Origin of the sequence: Hyphomicrobium methylovorum, from assembly GCF_013626205.1 — a bacterium.
Taxonomy (GTDB): Bacteria; Pseudomonadota; Alphaproteobacteria; order Rhizobiales; family Hyphomicrobiaceae; genus Hyphomicrobium_B; species Hyphomicrobium_B methylovorum.
Map to the genome: position 1 here is coordinate 972704 of NZ_QHJE01000001.1, position 20785 is coordinate 993488.

Annotated in this window: 18 protein-coding genes and 1 tRNA gene; 8 read left to right on the top strand and 11 right to left on the bottom strand. The window is 59.3% G+C overall.

Translation table 11 applies throughout. The features are described 5' to 3' along the window. Nucleotides 1–28: 28 nt before the first annotated feature. The 8 genes from accD to rpsA all read right to left on the bottom strand — a co-directional run bounded on the left by accD (nucleotide 29) and on the right by rpsA (nucleotide 7971). A complete protein-coding gene (gene accD, locus DLM45_RS04850; protein WP_181335929.1) occupies nucleotides 29–1111 on the bottom strand; it encodes an acetyl-CoA carboxylase, carboxyltransferase subunit beta in 1083 nt (360 codons plus the stop codon). 180 nt (nucleotides 1112–1291) lie between these two features. Next, complete coding sequence (gene trpA, locus DLM45_RS04855; protein WP_181335931.1) at nucleotides 1292–2119, bottom strand: tryptophan synthase subunit alpha; 828 nt, start codon at nucleotides 2117–2119, stop codon at nucleotides 1292–1294. A gap of 117 nt (nucleotides 2120–2236) precedes the next feature. Further along, a complete protein-coding gene (gene trpB / locus DLM45_RS04860; protein ID WP_181335933.1) occupies nucleotides 2237–3475 on the bottom strand; it encodes a tryptophan synthase subunit beta in 1239 nt (412 codons plus the stop codon). A gap of 40 nt (nucleotides 3476–3515) precedes the next feature. After that, on the bottom strand, nucleotides 3516–4169 hold the full coding sequence (locus tag DLM45_RS04865) for a phosphoribosylanthranilate isomerase (protein ID WP_181335935.1): 654 nt from the start codon (nucleotides 4167–4169) through the stop codon (nucleotides 3516–3518). Nucleotides 4170–4360: 191 nt separating this feature from the next. Continuing rightward, nucleotides 4361–4711 carry a LapA family protein gene (locus tag DLM45_RS04870; RefSeq protein WP_181335937.1) on the bottom strand — a complete coding sequence of 117 codons (351 nt, stop codon included), beginning with the start codon at nucleotides 4709–4711 and terminating at the stop codon, nucleotides 4361–4363. Nucleotides 4712–4756: 45 nt separating this feature from the next. Continuing rightward, complete coding sequence (gene ihfB / locus DLM45_RS04875; RefSeq protein ID WP_181335939.1) at nucleotides 4757–5059, bottom strand: integration host factor subunit beta; 303 nt, start codon at nucleotides 5057–5059, stop codon at nucleotides 4757–4759. A gap of 34 nt (nucleotides 5060–5093) precedes the next feature. After that, nucleotides 5094–6053: a signal peptide peptidase SppA gene (gene sppA / locus DLM45_RS04880; RefSeq protein ID WP_181335940.1), complete on the bottom strand. Its 960-nt coding sequence runs from the start codon at nucleotides 6051–6053 to the stop codon at nucleotides 5094–5096. A gap of 196 nt (nucleotides 6054–6249) precedes the next feature. After that, the gene (gene rpsA / locus DLM45_RS04885) at nucleotides 6250–7971 is read right to left on the bottom strand and encodes a 30S ribosomal protein S1 (RefSeq protein WP_181335942.1); all 1722 of its coding nucleotides are present in this window, start codon (nucleotides 7969–7971) and stop codon (nucleotides 6250–6252) included. A gap of 403 nt (nucleotides 7972–8374) precedes the next feature. On the opposite strand from rpsA, the gene DLM45_RS04890 reads away from it, so the two are divergent. Together DLM45_RS04890 and DLM45_RS04895 are read left to right on the top strand one after the other, a co-directional pair. Then, entirely contained in the window at nucleotides 8375–8962 is a 588-nt protein-coding gene (locus DLM45_RS04890) for a cytochrome b (RefSeq protein WP_181335944.1), read from the top strand. A gap of 227 nt (nucleotides 8963–9189) precedes the next feature. Continuing rightward, a complete protein-coding gene (locus tag DLM45_RS04895; RefSeq protein ID WP_181335946.1) occupies nucleotides 9190–9453 on the top strand; it encodes a hypothetical protein in 264 nt (87 codons plus the stop codon). A 10-nt stretch (nucleotides 9454–9463) separates the two neighbouring features. On the opposite strand, the gene cmk is transcribed toward DLM45_RS04895, so the two are convergent. Continuing rightward, nucleotides 9464–10105: a (d)CMP kinase gene (cmk, locus tag DLM45_RS04900; protein ID WP_181335948.1), complete on the bottom strand. Its 642-nt coding sequence runs from the start codon at nucleotides 10103–10105 to the stop codon at nucleotides 9464–9466. After that, a complete protein-coding gene (aroA, locus tag DLM45_RS04905; RefSeq protein ID WP_181335950.1) occupies nucleotides 10102–11442 on the bottom strand; it encodes a 3-phosphoshikimate 1-carboxyvinyltransferase in 1341 nt (446 codons plus the stop codon). The genes cmk and aroA overlap by 4 nt, the downstream gene beginning before the upstream one ends. Nucleotides 11443–11657: 215 nt before the next feature. Here aroA and DLM45_RS04910 point away from each other — a divergent pair, with 215 nt between their 5' ends. The 6 genes from DLM45_RS04910 to DLM45_RS04935 all read left to right on the top strand — a co-directional run bounded on the left by DLM45_RS04910 (nucleotide 11658) and on the right by DLM45_RS04935 (nucleotide 19098). After that, nucleotides 11658–12038 (top strand): TIGR02300 family protein, encoded by a 381-nt coding sequence (locus DLM45_RS04910; RefSeq protein WP_181335952.1) that lies wholly within the window; start codon nucleotides 11658–11660, stop codon nucleotides 12036–12038. Nucleotides 12039–12135: 97 nt separating this feature from the next. Beyond that, nucleotides 12136–12211, top strand: a tRNA-Ala gene (locus DLM45_RS04915). A gap of 467 nt (nucleotides 12212–12678) precedes the next feature. Further along, on the top strand, nucleotides 12679–13851 hold the full coding sequence (locus DLM45_RS04920; protein ID WP_181335954.1) for an efflux RND transporter periplasmic adaptor subunit: 1173 nt from the start codon (nucleotides 12679–12681) through the stop codon (nucleotides 13849–13851). A 7-nt stretch (nucleotides 13852–13858) separates the two neighbouring features. Next, on the top strand, nucleotides 13859–16996 hold the full coding sequence (locus DLM45_RS04925; RefSeq protein ID WP_181335957.1) for an efflux RND transporter permease subunit: 3138 nt from the start codon (nucleotides 13859–13861) through the stop codon (nucleotides 16994–16996). 240 nt (nucleotides 16997–17236) lie between these two features. Beyond that, the gene (locus tag DLM45_RS04930) at nucleotides 17237–17929 is read left to right on the top strand and encodes a response regulator (RefSeq protein ID WP_181335959.1); all 693 of its coding nucleotides are present in this window, start codon (nucleotides 17237–17239) and stop codon (nucleotides 17927–17929) included. Next, the gene (locus DLM45_RS04935; RefSeq protein WP_181335961.1) at nucleotides 17926–19098 is read left to right on the top strand and encodes an ATP-binding protein; all 1173 of its coding nucleotides are present in this window, start codon (nucleotides 17926–17928) and stop codon (nucleotides 19096–19098) included. Before DLM45_RS04930 ends, DLM45_RS04935 begins: the two co-directional genes overlap by 4 nt. Nucleotides 19099–19285: 187 nt before the next feature. Here the strand turns inward: DLM45_RS04935 and DLM45_RS04940 are convergent, their stop codons facing one another. Next, complete coding sequence (locus DLM45_RS04940) at nucleotides 19286–20449, bottom strand: glycosyltransferase (RefSeq protein WP_181335963.1); 1164 nt, start codon at nucleotides 20447–20449, stop codon at nucleotides 19286–19288. Between the last annotated feature and the right edge of the window lie 336 nt (nucleotides 20450–20785).

A 20785-nucleotide genomic window follows, 5' to 3' on the forward strand; every position in this document is an offset into this window, starting at 1 on the left:
GTTCTTCGTTCAGGAAAAAGTTGGCTACTCAAGCGCCGCGCGGCGCTTCCTTTGAGCTGGCGGACGAGGATGAAGCGGTGTCGTCACGCTTTTTATCTTTGCCCGGCTCGAAGCGCTGGCTTGCCGGAACAGCTTCCGGTTCAACGACGCTCGATTCTCGCGCAGCCGTTTCCAAGATCGCCCCGTCAACGGGAGCAGCACCGTTTTTATAAGGCTTGCCGTTCATCCGGTGCGTATCTTTTTCCTTCGCCGCCGAAGCTCCGCCCATCAGCAGCTTGACGATGCGCGAGAGCGTCGTGCGCAGTTCGTGGCGATGCACGACCATATCGACCATGCCGTGCGAAAGCAGATACTCGGCGCGCTGGAAGCCATCGGGAAGCTGTTCGCGGATCGTCTGCTGAATAACGCGCGGTCCGGCGAAGCAGATCAACGCGCCTGGCTCTGCGATGTGTACATCGCCAAGCATCGCGTAAGACGCGGTTACGCCGCCCGTCGTCGGGTCGGTCAGAACAACGATGTAAGGAAGATGTGCGTCTTTCAGGCGCTGCACGGCGATCGTCGTGCGCGGCATCTGCATAAGCGAGAGGATGCCTTCCTGCATGCGCGCGCCACCTGACGCCGCAAACAGAATGAACGGCGACTTGGTTTCAACAGCGTGCAGCATGCCGGTAACAAGCGCTTCGCCTGCCGCCATGCCGAGCGAACCGGCCATAAAGCGGAAGTCCTGCACGGCTGCAACGACGGGCGATCCATCGAGCTGGCCTTCGCCAACGAGAACCGCATCTTCGAGTTTGGTCGTCGCCTTCGCGTCACGCAGGCGGTCGGTATACTTGCGGCCGTCGCGGAACTTCAGCGGGTCCTGCTGTACAGCCGGGACTTGAATGGTTTTGAATTCGCCGAGGTCGAAGAGATGGGCCAGCCGCTGCTGGGAATCCATCCGCATGTGATAGTTCGATCCCGGCACCACGAACTGGTTTGCCTCGAGATCCTTGTAGAACACCATCTCGCCGGTCTCGGGGCATTTCACCCAGAGATTGTCAGGAACCTCACGCTTTGCCGTCGGAAACAGCCCGGAAATTTTCGGGCGCACGACGTTATTGATCCAATTCACTCAGATAGGCTCCTCGTAGGCCGATCAGACGCGGTTTTTACCGTCTTTCGTCGCGGCACGACCATAGTCGCTCTCGGTGTGTCGGCTGATTTTAGCGCCACACCGGCGGCTCACGCTAGGCACCGCACAAAAATGGGGATGCATATGCGCAATCCCAATAGTGCCAAACGGCGACCCGCGCTAGCCGTTGCTTAGTGCTGAGCTTAACTCTTTCACAAGCGAAAGAACCTCGCGGGTTGTCGCGGGCGTGGCCTCACCCTTCGAGCCCAGCGATTTCTCGATTTTGGAGACAAGGGCCGAACCGACCACAACACCATCTCCGACCGCAGAAAGCGCTTTAGCCTGTTCGCCCGAGCGTATTCCAAATCCTACCACAACTGGAAGTGGCGTTTGCGCCTTTATTGCAGCAACCCGTTCTTGAACATCGTTTACAACGGGTGCTGCCGCGCCGGTGATGCCCGTAATGGAGACGTAATAGACGAAGCCCGAGGTGTTCTGGAGGACCGCAGGAAGGCGTTCCTTTCCGGTCGTGGGGGTCGCCAAGCGGATGAAGTTCAGGCCCGCCTTCAGGGCTGGAATGCACAATTCGTCGTCCGCCTCAGGCGGGACATCGACCACGATGAGGCCATCGACACCCGCAGCCTTGGCATCCGCGATGAAGCGCTCCGGCCCGTAGACGTAAATCGGGTTGTAGTAGCCCATCAGAACGATCGGTGTTTCCGCATCGCTTGCGCGGAAGGTTTTGACCATCGCCAACGTCTTGACCAGCGTTTGCCCTGCCTTCAGCGCACGCTGCGACGACGCCTGGATCGACGGTCCGTCCGCCATCGGATCAGAGAACGGCATTCCAAGCTCGATCACGTCGGCGCCAGCTTCGGCCAGCCCTGCGAGAATTGCCGCGCTGGTTTCAAGATCTGGATCGCCCGCGGTGATGAACGTTACCAGCGCCTTGCGCTTTTGCTTCGCGAGGTTTGCGAAACGGATGTCGAGACGGCTCGGTGTCGTCATGATTGTGTCTGCTTCTCTTCCGATGATTTCACCGCTTTCGCGGAGCATTCCAACTTCAGTTTCGTAACCGCACCGCGACGATCGATCATTCGCGCATCGCTCAGGCGCCGCTCACCATCAGATCTTCATGCCGAGATGCTTTGCGACCGTGAAGAGATCCTTGTCACCGCGGCCGCAGAGATTCATCACAAGCAGATTGTCTTTTGGCAGCGTCGGCGCGAGCTTGATGACTTGCGCAAGCGCGTGGCTTGGTTCGAGCGCGGGAATGATGCCTTCGAGGCGGGTGCACACCTGCAAAGCTTCGAGCGCTTCTTTGTCTGTGATGGCGACGTAGCTAACGCGACCGGTATCTTTCAGCCAGGAATGCTCAGGGCCGACGCCGGGATAATCGAGTCCGGCGGAAATCGAATGGCCTTCGAGGATCTGCCCGTCCCCATCCTGAAGCAGATAGGTGCGGTTGCCGTGAAGCACGCCGGGCGAGCCGCCCGTCATCGAAGCCGCATGACCGTTTTCGACATCAAGACCGTGGCCGCCAGCTTCGACACCGTAAATCGCGACGCCGCTGTCATCGAGGAACGGATGGAAAAGGCCGATCGCGTTCGAGCCGCCGCCGATGCAGGCGACGAGCGTGTCCGGCAACCGCCCTTCAGCTTCCTGCATCTGTGTGCGGACTTCCTGGCCAATGATGGATTGGAAATCGCGCACCATCGCCGGATAGGGATGCGGACCGGCAGCGGTTCCGATGAGATAATAGGTGTCGCGAACGTTGGTGACCCAATCGCGAAGCGCTTCGTTCATCGCGTCCTTCAGCGTGCCCGCGCCTGACGTGACCGGATTGAGCTTCGCGCCGAGCAGTTTCATGCGCGCAACGTTCGGCGACTGACGCTCGACGTCGGTCGCGCCCATGTAGATTTCGCACGGGATGCCATACTTCGCGCAAACGGTTGCGACGGCGACGCCATGCTGACCAGCGCCTGTCTCAGCGATGATACGCGTCTTTCCCATGCGCCGCGCGAGCAGGATCTGTCCGATGCAATTGTTGATCTTGTGCGAGCCGGTGTGATTGAGCTCGTCGCGCTTAAAATAGATTTTCGCGCCACCGAGTTCGGCCGTCATCCGCTCAGCGTGATAGAGCGGGCTTGGACGTCCTGCGTAATGCAGACCGAGGAAATCAATCTGCTTCTGAAATTCGGGATCGGCCTTAGCCGCGGTGTAGGCGCGGTCGAGATCGAGAATGAGCGGCATCAGCGTTTCGGCGACGAAGCGGCCGCCGAAGAGACCAAAAAAGCCTCTATCGTCAGGACCGCCTGCAAAGCTGTTTAATTTTGCCGCGCCAGTTCTTTCGTTGCTCGCCATGGCATCCTCGTTGGTGCTCCATCGGAGCGAAGCCGAAATTCTACGATTGATTAGCTGTCTTTACCGCGCGAAGAAAGCGCTCGATCAGCGCGGCATCCTTGATGCCAGGCGCACTTTCGACGCCTGAAGAAACATCGACGGCGGCAGGACGCAGCATCTGAATGGCGTCGCCGACGTTGTCGGGATGAAGACCACCCGACAGCATGTAAGGCATATTCCGATCTTTGAGATCGCGTAGGATCGTCCAATCGAATGAGCGTCCGTGACCGCCTGGGCGCGATGCGCCTTCGGGAGGCTTGGCATCGAATAGAATAAGGTCTGCCACGCCGATGTAGCCATCAATGAGTGCTAGATCGTCCGCCGATCTTATCGGTAAAGCCTTGATGACCGGATGGCCGAATGCAGATTTAACTTCTGCAACGCGCGCGGGGCTTTCGCGCCCATGAAGCTGTAGGATGTCCGGTGCAGTCGCATCAACGATTGCGGAGATCGCAGCATCATCGGCGTCGACAGAGAGCGCGACGATCTTCGCCTTACCGCGCGCATGCTCCGCGAGACGACGCGCGACCGAGAATTCGAGATGGCGCGGGCTTACCTCGCAGAAGACGAGGCCGATATAAGCGGCGCCGCCGGCAATTGCCGCGTCGAGATCTTCGACCGTCTTCAGGCCGCAAATCTTAGCGTCGGTCGTCATTACGAAGTTGGGCTTTCTAGCGCGACGCTGCGATCATCCACGCGCGCCGCTTGCGTCGAGAAGAACTGAGAATGCACCACGTCTTTTTGACCTCGAAGACATAGAAACAAGCATAAGAGAACCGCGGCCAAACCGAAGATCGTCAAATGGTCGAAGATCCTGGCCGGTGAAATGCCACCGGATGGCGCGAATTAGTGGCGCGCGAGTGCGAGTTCGCTGCTGCCGCTCGTCGCGTTTAATTCGCTTTCGCGCGCGAGCCGATCTGCTTCCGCTTGCCATCGTGCTGCACGACGGCCTTGCGTGCGAGCCGTCTTTCGCCAACGGCTCTGACCCATCCATGCGGCTGTGCCACCGAGGATCACACCGACGACGAGTGCGCTAAGCAAATAAATGTAAAACGGAAGCTCGATCGAGAGCGCGGGATTTTCCGGACGGAAGGGATCGAGGATCAAATTTGTTGGCTGACGGTTCGCGACCGCAATCGCGACGAGGATAGCGCCAAGCGGAAACGCGATGAACAACGCCACGATACGCCTCAGCACAATTCACCTCGCTCTATACAGTTACGTCGTGACGCCCGCAGACCATCAGGTCGTATGCTCGCCGCCATTGAGTTTATTCAAACGATCGCGCAGTTCTTTTCCAGTCTTGAAGAACGGCACGAATTTTTCTTCAACAGCCACCGTTGTTCCGGTGCGGGGATTTCTTCCCTGCCGCGATGCGCGATGCTTGACGGTGAATGCGCCGAAGCCACGAAGCTCGACGCGATCACCTCGCGACAACGCATCAACGATCTCATCGAAGATGACATTGACGATGCGTTCCACATCTCGGTGGTACAAATGTGGATTTGCGGTTGCTATCCGCTGTACGAGTTCCGACTTGATCACGCTCCGCTCCCCAGCCAACAGCGATCATTTCTCGTTATTTTTCAGAAGGATGCCAAACTGAAACGAGACCGTCAAGACCGAGCGTAGAAATCGAGCGATCACGCGAGAAGAAATTTACCACATCGCCGGCCTGTGATCCAAACAGCAGGCTCGCGATATGTGCGCCACCCCAGCCGAATGAACCGGGGGCACTCGGCTTCCAATCGACAACCTTGGCGTTCTGATCGACATTTTTCACGTCTTTCAGCCACTTAACCGCTTCATCCTCGCCGCCGAGTTCATCGATGAGCTTCGCCGCCATGGCCTCGCGGCCCGAGAAAACGCGGCCTTCCATCAGGCCCGGAACGTCTGCAACCTTGATCCCGCGACGGGTCTCAACGAGGCCCAGAAACCATTTGAAGCCGTCGCTGACCATGTTCTCGGCGACCTTACGGCCGGACTCATCCAGCGGCTCGAAGGGGGACGGGCTTGCCTTCAACGGGCCGCTCTTCACTTCGTTGACCTTGACGCCGATCTTGTTGAGCAGCTCGACGAATTCCGGCCACTGCACGATCACGCCGACGGAGCCGGTGATCGTATTGCCTCGCGCGATGATATGATCCGTTGCCAAGCCGACGATGTATCCAGCGGAGGCCGCGACCGTTCCGAACTGAGCGACGACCGGCTTCTTCGCCGAGATGTTGCGCAAGCCGTTGAACAGCGCTTCGCCGCCTGTGGTCGTGCCGCCGGGGCTATTCACATAGAGAATGACCCCCGCAACGCTGTCGTCGTCGGCGATTTGCTTCAGCATTTTCAGCTGATCGCGGTCTTCGGTGATCGTGCCTTCAATCGCGATGCGCGCGATCTGCTTTTCACCAGCAAGCAACGCCAGCTTGTCGTTACCGAGCGTCAGCGCGCCAAGAGCGAGCACGACGGCTGCGACGCCTGCAGCTCGCCAGAGCGATACAGAGCGGCGGAGACGGCGGCGATCGAGAACTGTTTCTGTTTCGAGCATAGGAGCGCCTTTCGATCAGCGAGCGGCTGCGGACAAATTTGCGGCGAGGGAGCGCCCCTCGAAACATTCAATCGTGGACGTTACCGGAACGATCCGGAGCGAGGCAACGGTATCGCACAGGTCGTCACTTCAGACAGTTAAGCGCCGGGCAAGGAATGCCCGGCGCCTGTATTCTTCGTCTTAATCAAGCCGAGACTTACTCGGTGCCGTCTTCAGCATCTTCGCGCTTCTTGATCGCGGCCTTGAAGATATCGCCGAGCGATGCGCCCGAATCCGACGAGCCGTACTGCGCCACAGCCTGCTTCTCTTCGGCAAGCTCGAGAGCCTTGACCGAAACAGAAATGCGGCGTGCCGCCTTATCGACCGAGATCACAGCCGCATCGACCTTATCGCCAACGTTGAAGCGTTCCGGACGCTGTTCCGAACGGTCACGCGAGAGATCGCCACGCTTCACGAACGACGTCAGTTCGCTATCGGCAATTCTAACTTCGATGCCAGCTTCGCTGACACTCGTGACCGTGCAGGTGACGGCGTCGCCCTTCTTGTACTTCGCCATCGCGTCGGCCGGGTCACCGGAGAGCTGCTTGATGCCGAGAGAGATGCGCTCCTTCGCGCCGTCGACATCGAGCACCATCGCTTTGACGGTGTCGCCCTTCTTGTAGTCCTTGATGACTTCGTCGCCTGCCTTCTGCCAATCGAGATCGGACAGATGCACCATGCCGTCGATGCCGTTGTCGAGACCGATGAACAGACCGAATTCGGTGATGTTGCGGATCGGACCTTCGACGATCGAGCCCTTCGGATGAATGGTCAGGAAGCCATCCCACGGATTTTCCTGCGTCTGCTTCAGGCCAAGCGAAATGCGACGCTTCTGCGGGTCGACTTCGAGAACCTGAACTTCGACCTGCTGGCTCGTGGAGACAATCTTGCCAGGGTGCGTGTTCTTCTTGGTCCAGCTCATTTCCGAGACGTGGATCAAGCCTTCGACGCCCGGCTCCAGTTCGACGAACGCGCCGTAGTCAGCGATATTCGTCACGGTGCCGTTGACGCGACCGCCAACCGGATACTTCGCTTCGATCGATGACCACGGGTCAGACTGAAGCTGCTTCATTCCGAGCGAGATACGCTGCGTTTCCGGATTGATGCGGATGATCTGCACCTTCACCGTATCGCCGACGTTGAGAATCTCCGATGGATGGTTCACGCGGCGCCATGCCATATCCGTGACGTGGAGCAAGCCGTCGATGCCGCCGAGGTCGATGAACGCACCGTAATCGGTGATGTTCTTGACGAGACCTTCGATGATCTGGCCTTCCGCGAGACGTGCGACGATCTCGGTGCGCTGTTCGGCACGGCTCTCTTCGAGGACCGAGCGGCGCGAAACGACGATGTTACCGCGACGGCGATCCATCTTCAGGATCTGGAACGGCTGCTGCTGATGCATCAGCGGGCCGATGTCGCGCACGGGGCGGATATCAACCTGGGAGCCCGGAAGGAACGCCACTGCACCGTCGAGATCGACAGTGAAGCCGCCCTTGACCTTGTTGAAGATGACGCCGGAAACCTTCTCGCCCTTTTCGTAGAGGCGTTCGAGGCGCGTCCAGCTTTCTTCGCGGCGAGCCTTGTCACGCGAAAGGACGGCTTCGCCCAGCGCGTTCTCGACGCGCTCAAGATAGACTTCAACGGTGTCGCCGACTTTGAGATCGCTCGGCTTACCGCCGACGCCGAACTCCTTCATCGCAACGCGGCCTTCCATCTTCAGGCCAACGTCGATGATCGCCATATCCTTTTCGATGCCGACGATCTTGCCCTTAACGACTGAACCTTCGAACAGGTCATCCTTGGCAAGGCTTTCGGCGAGCAGCGCGGCAAAATCATCACGCGAGGGGTTCATCTCTCTTGAAACTTCGGCAGACATTCGTTCTCCTTTGAAAGCGTTAATGCCCGTGCCGCGGACGGCCGGGACGACAGAGGTTGAAATGATGGAAGCGCCGACAGACGGACACGCGCTAAAGCGATGCCGAGCCTCGGGCACTGTGATTTCGGATGTTTGATGCCACCGCGATGGGTAAAATACCCTTCCGGTCAAAATTCAGAGCCTCTATCGAGACTCGAACCGGCTGATCTTCCTCATGACCAATCCGGCGATGGCGTCGAATGCCGGGGATATAACCGAGGGTTGATCGGCTTGCAAGGCCCACGAGCCGCTTCAGCGACGGATGAACTGGGCCAAACTGTTAAGCGGAGGGCCACTGCTTGCCAATACATGCGGGCCCCTTAAAGGCTAGAACCTCAATAACTGCATCCTAGGAGCATATGTTTTGGACCCGACATACCCTGCCGGCGCTGCCGCAATCGAAAAGGCACCGCTCGGCACCGACCAGGATCGCTACGACCGTGTTTCCGTCCTGTTCCACTGGGCGACTGCCTTCCTAATCGTGGCATTGTTTCTGACGGCGCAGGCCTGGGGCTTCCTGGAGCGTGAGAACCGAGGACCGCTGAAGTACACGCATCACACGCTCGGCGTGCTGTTGACGGCCGTCATCATCGGGCGGCTGGCGTGGCGCACGTTTTACGGCCGGGCGTTGGCGGCGGCGAACACCGGCTGGACTCGGATTGCCGCAAAGGCGACCCACCACTCTCTCTATTTGCTCATCGTCGTGCAATTGGTGCTCGGCTTTCTGGCGGCTTGGTCCGGACGGCGAGCGATGGTCAGCTTCTTCGGATTGGAGATCCCCTCGCCGTTCGAACCGTTCACGCGCGACCAACATCATTTGCTTGGCGAGGTGCACGGCTGGGTTGGGTGGACCATCATTATCCTGGCGCTCGGTCACGCCATTGCGGCGCTCGTCCACCACTACGTTCTCCGCGACAACCTTATGACTCGGATGTCTACAAGACGCGTCTAACGCTATAGTCCCGAATGCAGCATCCTCGCAGCGAGACCCCGCGATGGGTCTCGCGATCTGCGCTGCCACGTAACTTGCAACGTCGCGTTTGTGATTTTCCGTGCAAAACATCGCTTGTGCGAACACAACACGCATGCACGCATGTGCCTTCAAAAGTGACGACGAATCTGCGGAACTAGATTATCTCGTCCACGTTTCTCGCAAGGCTGATTCAGGGAGGCCACCTAATGCCGAAGATCGCAATGACGGCGGCGGCGTTTTTTATTCTTTCTACAGGTTCCGCGTTTGCGGTTAGCGATGCAGTCAAGAAGGCATGCACTTCTGACTACGCCGCGTATTGCAGCAAATACAAAGTGGGCACCGCTCCCTTGCGCACATGTATGCGCGCGCACCGCAAAATGTTGACTGATGACTGCGTTCAGGCGCTCGGCAAATCGAGCGAGGTGACTGCAGAAGACATTCGGACGTACAAGCGCGAAACAGGAAAATAGTGCTGACGTTTTAGCTCCGGCGGCGCGCGTGTTCTATCAAGAGCAGCGCCGCCGCGAACGCCTGATCGGCATCGAGCGTGGTTGTATCCAAAAATAGTGCGCCGGCCGCCTGCTCCAGCGGAGCAATGTTTCGTTCCTTGTCGCGACTGTCTCGACGGCGCAAGTCTTCCAGAACTTTCTCAAAGGCGATCGTCTCGCCGCGCGATTCATGTTCCATGTGACGACGCGTGGCGCGCGCCTCATCAGATGCCGTCACGAAGATTTTTATGTCGGCGTCGGGGCAAACAACGGTGCCAATATCGCGCCCATCGAGAACGGCGCCGCCGTCGGCGCGAGCGAATGACCGCTGATATTCAAGTAACGCTGCTCGCACCTGAGGAATTTTTGCGACGATTGAGGCGGCGTCTCCAGCGAGGGGGCCGCGTAACGCCGGATCATCCAGCGATTGCGCATCCAGCTTACTGGCGGCGTTCAGGGCACTTGCTGGATCGTCGAGCGCGTCGCCCGCTGCAGCGACATCGCGGGCAACGGCGCGATACAGCAATCCGGTATCCAAGTATGCCATGCCAAAATGCGCGGCCAGGCGCTTCGCCAGCGTTCCTTTTCCGGATGCGGCGGGGCCGTCTATGGCGATGATCGTGCTTGTCCTCATTGGGCGCGCGGTTCTTCAAATTTGACGCCGAGGTTTTCCAACAACCCGCGGAATTCGGGAAAGCTCGTGGCGATCATCTCCGTATCGTCGACGACGATCGGCTTCTCGCTTGCGAGCCCTGCCGTCAGGAACGACATCGCAATCCGGTGATCGAGGTGCGTCGCCACCAGCCCGCCGCCCGGCACGCGTCCCTCCCCTTCGACGATCAGGGTATCGCCCGAGACACGAGCTTTGATGCCATTCGCGGCAAGGCCCGTTGCCGTGGCCGCAAGACGATCGCTTTCCTTCACCTTCAACTCGGCGAGGCCATCCATGCGCGTCGGTCCGTGCGCGAAGGCAGCGATTGCGGCGAGCACCGGATATTCGTCAATCATCGACGGCGCGCGTTCGGCTGGCACATCGACACCCTTCAGCTTCGATGCGCGGATGCGAATGTCGGCCACCGGCTCGCCGCCTGCGTCACGCTCATTCAGGAACGTGACGTTTCCGCCCATTTCCTGAAGCGTCAGATACAGACCCGTGCGCGTCGGATTGATGAGCACGCCCTCGATCGTTAGATCAGATCCTGGAACGATTAGCGCGGCGGCTGCCAAAAACGCTGCTGACGACGGATCGCTCGGCACGTCGATGTCGCGGCCCGAGAGTTCAGCGTCGCCGCGGATCGTGATGTGGCGCGTGCCGTCTTTATCGACGATGCGGACGTCCGCTCCGAAATGGCGAAGCATCCGCTCGGTGTGATCGCGCGTCGCCTCATGTTCGATGACCGTCGTCTCGCCCGCCGCGTGAAGACCCGCGAGAAGGACGGCGCTTTTCACCTGAGCGGACGGCACCGGCAGCGGATAGATGATCGGCACGAGCTCGTTGGTGCCGCGGAGCGTCAGCGGCAACGTCTCTTTGCCTGTTTCGACAACGTCGAGCCCCATCTGCATCAGCGGCGCAAGGACGCGGCGCATAGGTCTGCGCGAAAGCGATGGATCGCCCGTCATCTCGACGGTCATCGGGTGACCAGCGATGACGCCCATCATCAGGCGCGCGCCCGTACCGGAGTTTCCGAAGTCGAGCGGCTCAGCGCACTGGCGCAGACCGCCAGGACCGCGACCTTTGATCTCCCAGACGTCGCCTCGCTTTTCGACGCTCGCGCCCAGCGCGGCAACGGCGCGGCCGGTATTGATTACGTCTTCCGCCTCCAGGAGGCCACGAACCCGCGTTGTACCGGTCGCGAGAGCGCCGAAGATCAGCGCACGATGCGAGATCGATTTATCCCCGGGAATGCGGATCCGGCCCAGAAGCGGGGGCGCGCGATTAGCCGCGAGTGGTTTCGCAGTGGACGATGTCACGTTCAATAATCCAGGCTCATCGAAGATCGGAGGGCGATCTTTGCATGTTTTCAAGCGGGAGATAGAGGCCCGCCCGCGGCCAGCATGTCAACGCCGATGTCCCCGGCCATCTCGGCGCGCTTGACGCATTCGGGCGGCGGCAGAGCTTTTCATTTTGACAGTCCCCGGCACCTATGGCAGACGGCTTCTTTATTCCGAAGTATCCGAGGCTATCTATGGCGACCAAGCAAGCGCGCGGGACGAAGCGTACCTGCCAGAGCTGCGACGAGCGGTTCTACGATCTCGACCGCACTCCGATCACCTGCCCGTTCTGCAACAGCGTTTACGTGATCGCTTCTTCACCAGCCGCACTTGCAGCTCTGCAAGCGGAACAGCGGGATCAAGCCGCGAAAAAGGCCAAAAAGGCGTCCCAGAACGACGACGCTGACGGCGAATTGCCGACAGTGGAAGGCGAAGAGGCGCTGGTGGACGTCGAGGCCGACGATTCGGGCAATGGCGATGACGACGAGACCTTCCTGGAAGAAGAAGAGGAAGAAGGAGGCGATGTCTCCAACATCATTGGCGGTCCGGCCGGTGAGGGCGACGAGGAGTCCTGATTTTCACCGCCACAACGTTCTTGCAGTTTTCGCTCGAACGACTTAATCAGGCGGACTTCCGCGGTGGCCAGCCTTGGCCCCGCGTTCCCAAAGGTTCGGGGCCATAGCTCAGCTGGGAGAGCGCTTGCATGGCATGCAAGAGGTCAGCGGTTCGATCCCGCTTGGCTCCACCAATCAACGCCTAAGTCTTTGATATCTTAGACTAGGCAATGTTGTCGGATGCTTATGCCCGGCCGTTGGTCAAACCGACGATATGCATGAGGCATGAAATCAGTCTCTGAAATGCTGCATCTCTAGCGCCGCTGCCGCACCTGGAACGACTGTCGCCACACTCTTGCTCGCCTCGTCTCCGTCATCGCTCGACGCTTCTTCAAGCGCTCGTTGAAAACAGTGAGCCCGCAGAGTTCGACGCCACAGCCTCAGCAGGAAACGGCTCGAGTGATGGTGCCGTCGACTTTCGATCTTGTCTGCAATCTCAATCGTGCCGGCCGCGTCGCCGTGAAGCGAGTGCTGGCTATTCTTTATTGCGAGCCATCTCTCAAACCCTAGTCTCCACCAACTCTCCACATTGCCTCGACGGTCAGCCGACCCGCTACGCCCAAGTGCAGCTGGGGAATTGCATGGCTAGAAGGATACTCCAATGCGCGCAGCCGTCCTCTTAGTACTGACGGCGGTGTTGTCCGTCCCTTTCACGATGGCAGCGGCCGAGACCAGCGAGGCACCACCGGTGGTGAGCGCGATGATCCTCGAAGCACGTCGGGTGCCGGTCATCAGCGATCTCCCCGGACGGATCGCCGCGACGCGCAGGGCGCACGTGCGCGCCCAGGTTTCAGGCGTTCTGCAGGAGCGCGTTTTTGAGCAAGGGGCGCTCGTCAAAGAAGGCGAGGTTCTCTACCGGATCGATCCGAAGATCTTTCGCGTGCGGGTCGCCAGTGCCGAGGCGATGCTGTTGAGAGCAAAAGCCGTACAAGCCAACGCCCATCAACATCACCAAAGGCAGAAAGAGCTGAAGGCGCGCGCTGTGTCGAGCGCGGCGAACCTCGACGCCGCCGCCGCGGCCGCCGCGCAAGCCGACGCAGATGTGGCGCTCGCCGAAGCAGGCCTGGAGGAGGCGAAGATCAACTTGGGGTACACGGAAATCCGTGCGCCGATCACGGGGATCATAGGAGGGGCGCTCGTTACCGAGGGCAGCCTCGTCAGCGCGACCGATGCCGACCAGAATCTCGCGCTCATTCAGCAGATCGATCCGGTATACGCTGACTTCACGCAATCTTCCGCGGAGTTGCTCGCTCTTAAGCGCGCCGTCGCTGAGGGCCGCTTGGAGAGCCCGGCTGCCGGACAGGCACGCGTCAACCTCGTGTTCGATGATGGATCGGTTTATGCGCGACCCGGCAAACTGCTCTTTGCGAGCGCCAACGTTGATGAAACGACAGGTCAGGTGACGCTGCGCGCCGAGTTCCCGAACCCGCACGGTAATCTCCTGCCCGGCTTATATGTCCGCGCTCGCATTGAGCAGGCTGTGCGCGACAACACGATCACCATACCGCAGCGATCCGTCATTCGAACACAAGACGGAACGGCTCAGGTCTACGTCATATCGGCCGACGACACTGTCGAGGCGCGCACAGTCCGGCTGGGAGCGGCGGTGGATGGCGAATGGATCGTCGATGCAGGACTCCGGACTGGCGAACGGATTGTCGTTGACGGCGTGCAGAAGGTGCAGCCGGGAGGAAAGGTCGTGGCCGAACCCTGGAAGCCGATCAATGGTTCGGCGTCTGCGTTCGACAGCAACCCAACACCGGTCGTGAGATAGAACGTCCATGGCGAAATTCTTTGTCGATCGGCCCGTCCTTGCCTGGGTGTGCGCCCTTTTCATTTCAATCGCAGGCCTCATCGCGTTGCCCTTCCTTCCGGTTGCGCAATATCCGAAGGTTGCGCCGCCGCAGGTGTCGATAACCACCTCCTATCTTGGCGCCTCACCGCAGGAGATCTACCAGGGCGTTACGCGTCAGATCGAGGAGGAGCTTAACGGGGTCGAAGGCCTCCTCTATTTCGAGTCCACATCAGACACCTCCGGAGCCATCGGCATTACCGCGACGTTCCGGCCGGGCACAAACATCGATCAGGCCTCGGTGAAGGTGCAGAATGCACTGCGACGCGTCGAGTCGCGCCTTCCCCGAGCGGTCACGGCTCAGGGCATCACCGTCGAGGAGGCCTCCACGGACTTCCTGATGGTCATCTCGCTCACGTCAACTGACGGTCGGCTCGATGAGGTCGCTCTCGGTGACTACCTAAACCGCAACGTGCTTGGAGAGTTGCGGCGAATTGGGGGTGTCGGCCGCGCCCAACTCTTTTCTGCGCAGCGGGCGATGCGCATCTGGATCGATCCTGCCAAGTTGGTTGGATACAATATCTCCAACAGCGACATCAGCGATGCGATCTCCGCCCAGAACGCGCAGGTCGCCGCCGGTCAGATCGGTGCTGCACCCAATCCAATCACGCAGGACCTGACGGCAACAGTTCTCGTCACTGGCCAGCTGAACGATCCCAAGGAATTTGGCGAGATCATCCTGCGTGCCAACGCGGACGGATCGGCAGTTCGCCTGCGCGACGTGGCTCGGATCGAGATAGGGGCGGAGAATTACAGTTTCTCGAGCCGTCTCGACGGTCAGCCGAGTGCAACCGCAGCCATCCAGCTCTCTACTACCGGCAATGCCGTGGCGACCGCCAAGGCTATCAAGGAGAAGATGCAGGAGCTGTCGCGTTTCTTCCCGAGCGGCATCGAATATTCGATCCCCTACGATACAAGTCCCTTTGTGTCGGCTTCGATAGAAAAGGTCGTGCATACGCTGATCGAAGCGGTCGTTCTCGTGTTCATCCTGATGTTCGTGTTCCTGCAGAATTTCCGCTACACGCTCATTCCCACACTCGTCGTTCCCGTTGCTCTACTCGGCACGCTCGCCGTCCTGTACGCGTCGGGCTTTTCGATCAACGTCCTCACGATGTTCGCAATGGTGCTCGCCATCGGCATCCTGGTCGACGACGCGATCATTGTCGTCGAAAGCGTGGAGCGTCTGATGGCCCAGGAAGGGTTGTCGCCGAGGGAGGCGACACGAAAGGCCATGGGACAGATCACCGGCGCGATACTCGGAGTTACGTTGGTCCTCGTATCGGTCTTCGTGCCGATGGCGTTCTTTCCCGGTTCGACCGGCATCATCTACCGGCAGTTCAGCCTGACGATGGTCGTCTCGATCCTTTTCTCGGCGTTCTTGGCGCTTTCCTTAACGCCCGCGCTTTGCGCGACCATTCTGAAGCCAATTCCCAAAGGTCATCATGAAAAGGGCGGCCTTGGCGGCTGGTTCAATCGCGCGTTCGATCGCTTCACTTCCAGTTACTCGCGCCGCCTCGCCTCGGTTGTTCGCCGCTCCGGCAGAATGATGATCATCTACTTGATCCTCGTCGCCGGCGCTGGCTATCTCTTCCTCCGCCTACCGAGCGCATTTGTCCCTGATGAAGATCAGGGCTATCTGATCGTCGACGTCCAAGGCCCTCCGGAGGCAAGCAGCAATCGTACCGTCGCAGTGCTAGAGAAGATCGAAGCGACATTGAAGACGGAGCCTGCGATCGACAATGTCGTATCCATCCAAGGCTTCAGCTTTTCCGGCAATGGCCCCAACGCCGCCATCATTTTCGCGGCCCTGAAAGACTGGCGCGAACGCGGTGCAAGTGACTCGGCCCAGGCGGTTGCCGATCGGCTTAACACTCAGCTCTTCGCATTGAAGGACGCGACGGTCTTTGCCCTTTCGCCACCAGCCATAGAAGGCTTCGGCACAACGAACGGATTCAGTTTGCGTCTGCAGGATCGCGGAGGCTTGGGGCAGGCTGCCCTGAACCGCGCAGCTAATGAGTTGATGACGAAAGCGACTCAGGGCGGAATCGTTACCAACCTGCGCTTGGAAGGGATGCCCGATGCGGCGCAAGTCTTGCTCCTCATTGATCGCAACAAGGCAAGCGCGTTCGGAGTGACGTTTGCTGAAATCAATGCAACGATCACGGCCAATCTCGGCTCGTCCTATATCAACGACTATCCAAACGCGGGACGCATGCAGCGCGTGGTCGTACAGGCGCAAGACCGGAGTCGCTTGCAAGCGGAAGATCTGCTCAAACTGAACGTCCGCAATGCCAGCGGCGGAATGGTGCCGCTCTCGTCATTCGCGGTCGTCGAGTGGCGCAAAGGTGCGGCGCAGGTCGTCGGCTATAACGGCTATTCTTCCGTGCGCCTATCCGGGACAGCCGCACCGGGTTATTCGTCGGGGGCGGCCATCGCCGAAATGGAGCGGCTCGCTTTCGAGCTTCCTGGAGGCTTCGGCTTCGAATGGTCAGGTCAGTCTCTCGAGGAGATCAAATCCGGCGCGCAGGCACCGTTCCTTCTGGCGCTCAGCGTTCTCTTCGTCTTCCTGCTCTTGTCGGGACTGTATGAGAGCTGGTCCATTCCCTTAGCGGTCATCCTCGTCGTCCCGCTCGGCATCATCGGCGCGGTCTTGGCCGTCACGATGCGGGGCATGCCAAATGACCTCTATTTCAAGGTAGGGCTCATCGCCATCATCGGACTGGCGGCGAAAAACGCTATCCTCATTGTCGAGTTCGCCAAGGAGCGTCACGCTGGCGGGGAGTCAGTGCTCGACGCAGCCGTCGCGGCCGCACGGCTCAGATTCCGCCCGATCATCATGACGTCTCTGGCCTTCACGCTTGGCGTGGTGCCACTCGCGATCGCGACTGGACCGAGTGCCGCTAGTCAAAACGCTATCGGCACCGGCGTTCTCGGCGGAATGATCTCTGCGACGATCCTGGCCGTATTCTTCGTTCCCGTCTTCTTCGTATTCGTGCTGGGTACGATCAAGACGAAGCGGAAGGCGATCGAGAAGGACCAGAGCGCTTCGGAAGCCTACCAGACCTAGAAACGGGTTCGCATTGACGAACAACATTAAGGCTACAGCATCGCTTTTGTGCAGCTTCGTTCGATCAATGCAGACAAACGTCGGATGGCTCATAGCGGCGCATGCTGAGGTCTACCTACCTGATAGACCGGTTGGCTGAGTGTCCAAGCGCGTTGCCGCACTGCGTCCACACGCTCTCCATACGGTCTCGACATACGCGCTACACAGTGACATTTGCTGGCTCTACAGCAGGAACATTGAATGAATGCCCTTGCACTTATTGCTGAGGATGACGCCGAGGTCGCCGACATCCTGGACGCCTATCTCATCAGGGAAGGCCTTCGAACGGTGCGCGCGGCCGACGGGCGCACTGCAATCGAACTGCATCGCAAGCTGAAGCCTGATATCGTCTTGCTCGATGTGAAGATGCCGAAAGCCGACGGTTATGAGGTTCTCTCCGCCATCCGGCAGCAGGGCACGGCGCCCGTCATCATGGTCACCGCGCTGGATGAGGACCTGGACAAGCTTCAGGCGCTTCGTATCGGTGCCGACGATTATATCGTGAAGCCCTTCAATCCGCTCGAAGTGGTGGCGCGCGTGAAAGCCGTTCTCCGGCGCACGCAAAACCAAAAATCGCAGACGGTCTTGCGCGTTGGGCCTGTCGAGATCGACGAAAGTGCTCACGTCGCATTCCTCGACATCGCGGAAAGCGGTCGCGTTCGCTTGGATCTCACGCTCACGGAATTTCGCATCCTTGCTCACATGGCGCGTGCCCCCTCACGCGTGTTCAGCAGGGCCGAGTTGATCGATGCCTGTTTTCCAGAAAGCAATGCGTTGGAGCGCACGGTCGACAGCCACGCAAGCAACTTGCGGCGAAAGTTCGAGGCGGCCGGAGCTTGCGGCTTTTTCGAGGGCGTAAGAGGCGTCGGCTATCGGCTGACGATGTTGCCATGAAAACAACTGGCCTCAATCGACAGCTCGTCATCTGGATGTCCGCGGTCACTGGGATCGCGCTCGCCGCGATGGTCTTGGGGATCACGCTATTCTACGCCGTTGCATTCTATCTCAACCCCGGGTGGTTGCTATCGGTCTGTCCAGATCAGATAGCGGCGCGCGAAGGGACAGGACTTCCTTGGAGCGCACTCTGGCCAGGCGCGTTGGAATGGTCTGTGTTTTTCGTTCTTTGGGGGATCGGTACCGTCGGTGCGATCGCCGCCGCTGTGCGCTTCGCGCGCCGCCTCATACGTCCCCTCGACGCTGTGGGCACAGCTGCGCGTAAGATTGCAGGCGGCGATTTAACGGCGCGCGCCGTCCCCGACGGACCAATGTTCGAGGAGACCGGGCAACTCGTCGATGATTTCAACGCGATGGCGCGTCAGTTGGGCCAATCCGAAGCCGATATGCGTGCTTGGAATGTCGCCATAGCGCACGAACTGAGGACGCCGCTAACAATATTGCGCGGCCGGCTTCAGGGTGTCGTCGACGGTATATTTACGCCGGATGAGGTCTCGTTGCGTGGTCTCATAGCGCAGGTCGACAGCCTCACACGGATCGTCGAAGATTTGAAAGTTCTTACCTTGGCCCAAAGCGGTCGGCTTGAGCTACGACTTGATACGGTCGATCTCGCCGATGAGGTGCGCAGCGTCGCCAGCTTTGTCGCGCCGCATCTCAAGGACGCCGGTATCGAATTGCATTGCGATCTCGGCAGCGTGCACGTCCAAGCCGATGGAGCGCGAGTGAGGCAGGCGCTACTCGCCATCCTCGAAAACGCCCGTAGATATGCTGCCCCGTGCAATTTGCACGTTGAAACGCGCGCGACCAGCGAAAACGGAATCTTGCGAATATCTGATAGCGGCCCCGGTTTACCTTCAGGCGCTGAGAATTTGGTGTTCGAGCCGTTCTGGCGCGCTGACGACTCGCGATCACGTGCAAACGGCGGTAGCGGTTTGGGCCTCGCAGTCGTCCGGGCAATTGCCGAAGCTCACGGCGGTTCGGCGGTCGTGCATCAGGTCGATCCAAACGGGACGTGCTTCGAAGTTCACCTTCCGCGGGCTGCGCCGCCCCATACTCAAAGAAAATCGATTCCTACGCGCAGCCGGACTCCCATCGAGACCGTGCCATAGGTGCCAGCTTTCGGTGCTAATTGGCGACTAGAGTTTTCCCCGCGGAGTTTGCGCGCGACGTCTCATGGAGCCGCTCGGCGCACGGTCTAACGGACAGACCGATGTCGTAATAATGCAGAACGCGCCACAACGTACGTCCGGTTAGCTTGCATCGTGCCGATTAGTTCGCGATTGCAAGCGCCATCTATCACGCTGATGAGGACGAGCTTTTTCCTGCGTCGCCCAACGGCTGTGTGTCGACGACAACTGGTCGCTCGCTTCTGGCGAGCGTCACGCAATCCTCAACGAATCTCGACATGGACCGCTCGGCTTTCGTTTCTTTGAGATAATTGCACATCCCGCTATATAGCTGGGAATTTCCAATCATGCGCTTGACAGCGTCTGCCATTGAATCAGCATCAACACGCGCAGCTAATAGCCCGTTGACACCATCCTTCACTTGGTCAACGAGGCCGCCGACAGGTGTGGCAACCACGGGCAACTCAGCGCCGAAAGCAGTCGCAGCGACTCCCGACTGGCTTGCCTCGATGTGGGACAATACGACGGCGTGATAACGCTTCAGCATCGCTCCAATCTCAGCCTCCGTGAGCCAACGGTTGACAACCTCGGCTCCCAAAATCGCAAGGCGCGCGACGTTTGGCCCGAGCGCACCCTCGCCGAACACGCCGACCTCGATCGCGATGCCTTCGTTGCGCAACAGTTCGACCGTATCCAAGAACAGAGCCAGCCCTTTGTAAGGCATGATGCGGCCGAAGAACGCTAACCGCACCGGATCGCCTTTGTTCGGTAGCTGGCGCGTGGCAAGCCCTCCGAAGTCGAGGTCGGGGTGGAACAAGCGGGCGATCTTTGTACGCGGAACCCCGGCTGCCGCGAGACGCCCGGCCACAGTCTCGCTCAGAGTCAAAATGACATCGGCTTGGGTTATCGAGCGCTCAACGAGCAACTTGATTGAGGATGATCTGTAGTCGCCAGGATGGGTATCGGCATCGTGCACGACGACAGCGTAGCGAACTCCGCGCGCCTTTACGACCGGCATAACGAATGATGACCACGCGTGCGGCATCAGTTCGATAACCATCTCAACGCGATGGGTTGTCACGTAGTCGATTAACTGACGCTGCAATTGCGGTATACGCCATGCGTTCGTAAGCGCGCCCGCGTTAGTCTCGAACGTATCGACCAGTAAGAGACGGTCGCCCAGCTCTGCGAAAGCCGGAAGGCTTTCGTTCTGACGAGAAACACTGATGGCAGCATCTAAGCGATCATTGGACAAAGCCGCATGTGCCAGATCCAGTGCAAAGCGCGACAGCCCTCGCCGCCCCCAATAAAGAAAAAGAATGCGTACGGGCACGCTTACATCTCTTCCCAGCATCGCAATAACCTTGGTGCCCCAGATCACCCCGCGAGACCGGGGAGCAGCGTTCAAGATGATGAATTTCGCGGCCTCCATATTCGAGATTAGACAGCTTAGGAATCCCGCCATTTCGACGACTTGACAATTTCGAGCGGCGTTGCCGAGTGCAATGTCGATTGCTGTAAGACAGGTCACCCTACTGGCGCTGAGGCCGGTGCCATGACAGCATGAGCCATGCCTTTTCTTCCGCTCGTCCAGTTTGACAAGGCCCACTCAGCAGGGTGTGCGCTTCGTCTAAAGTAGGAGAGGTATGTGACGCTCCAGTGACTCTAG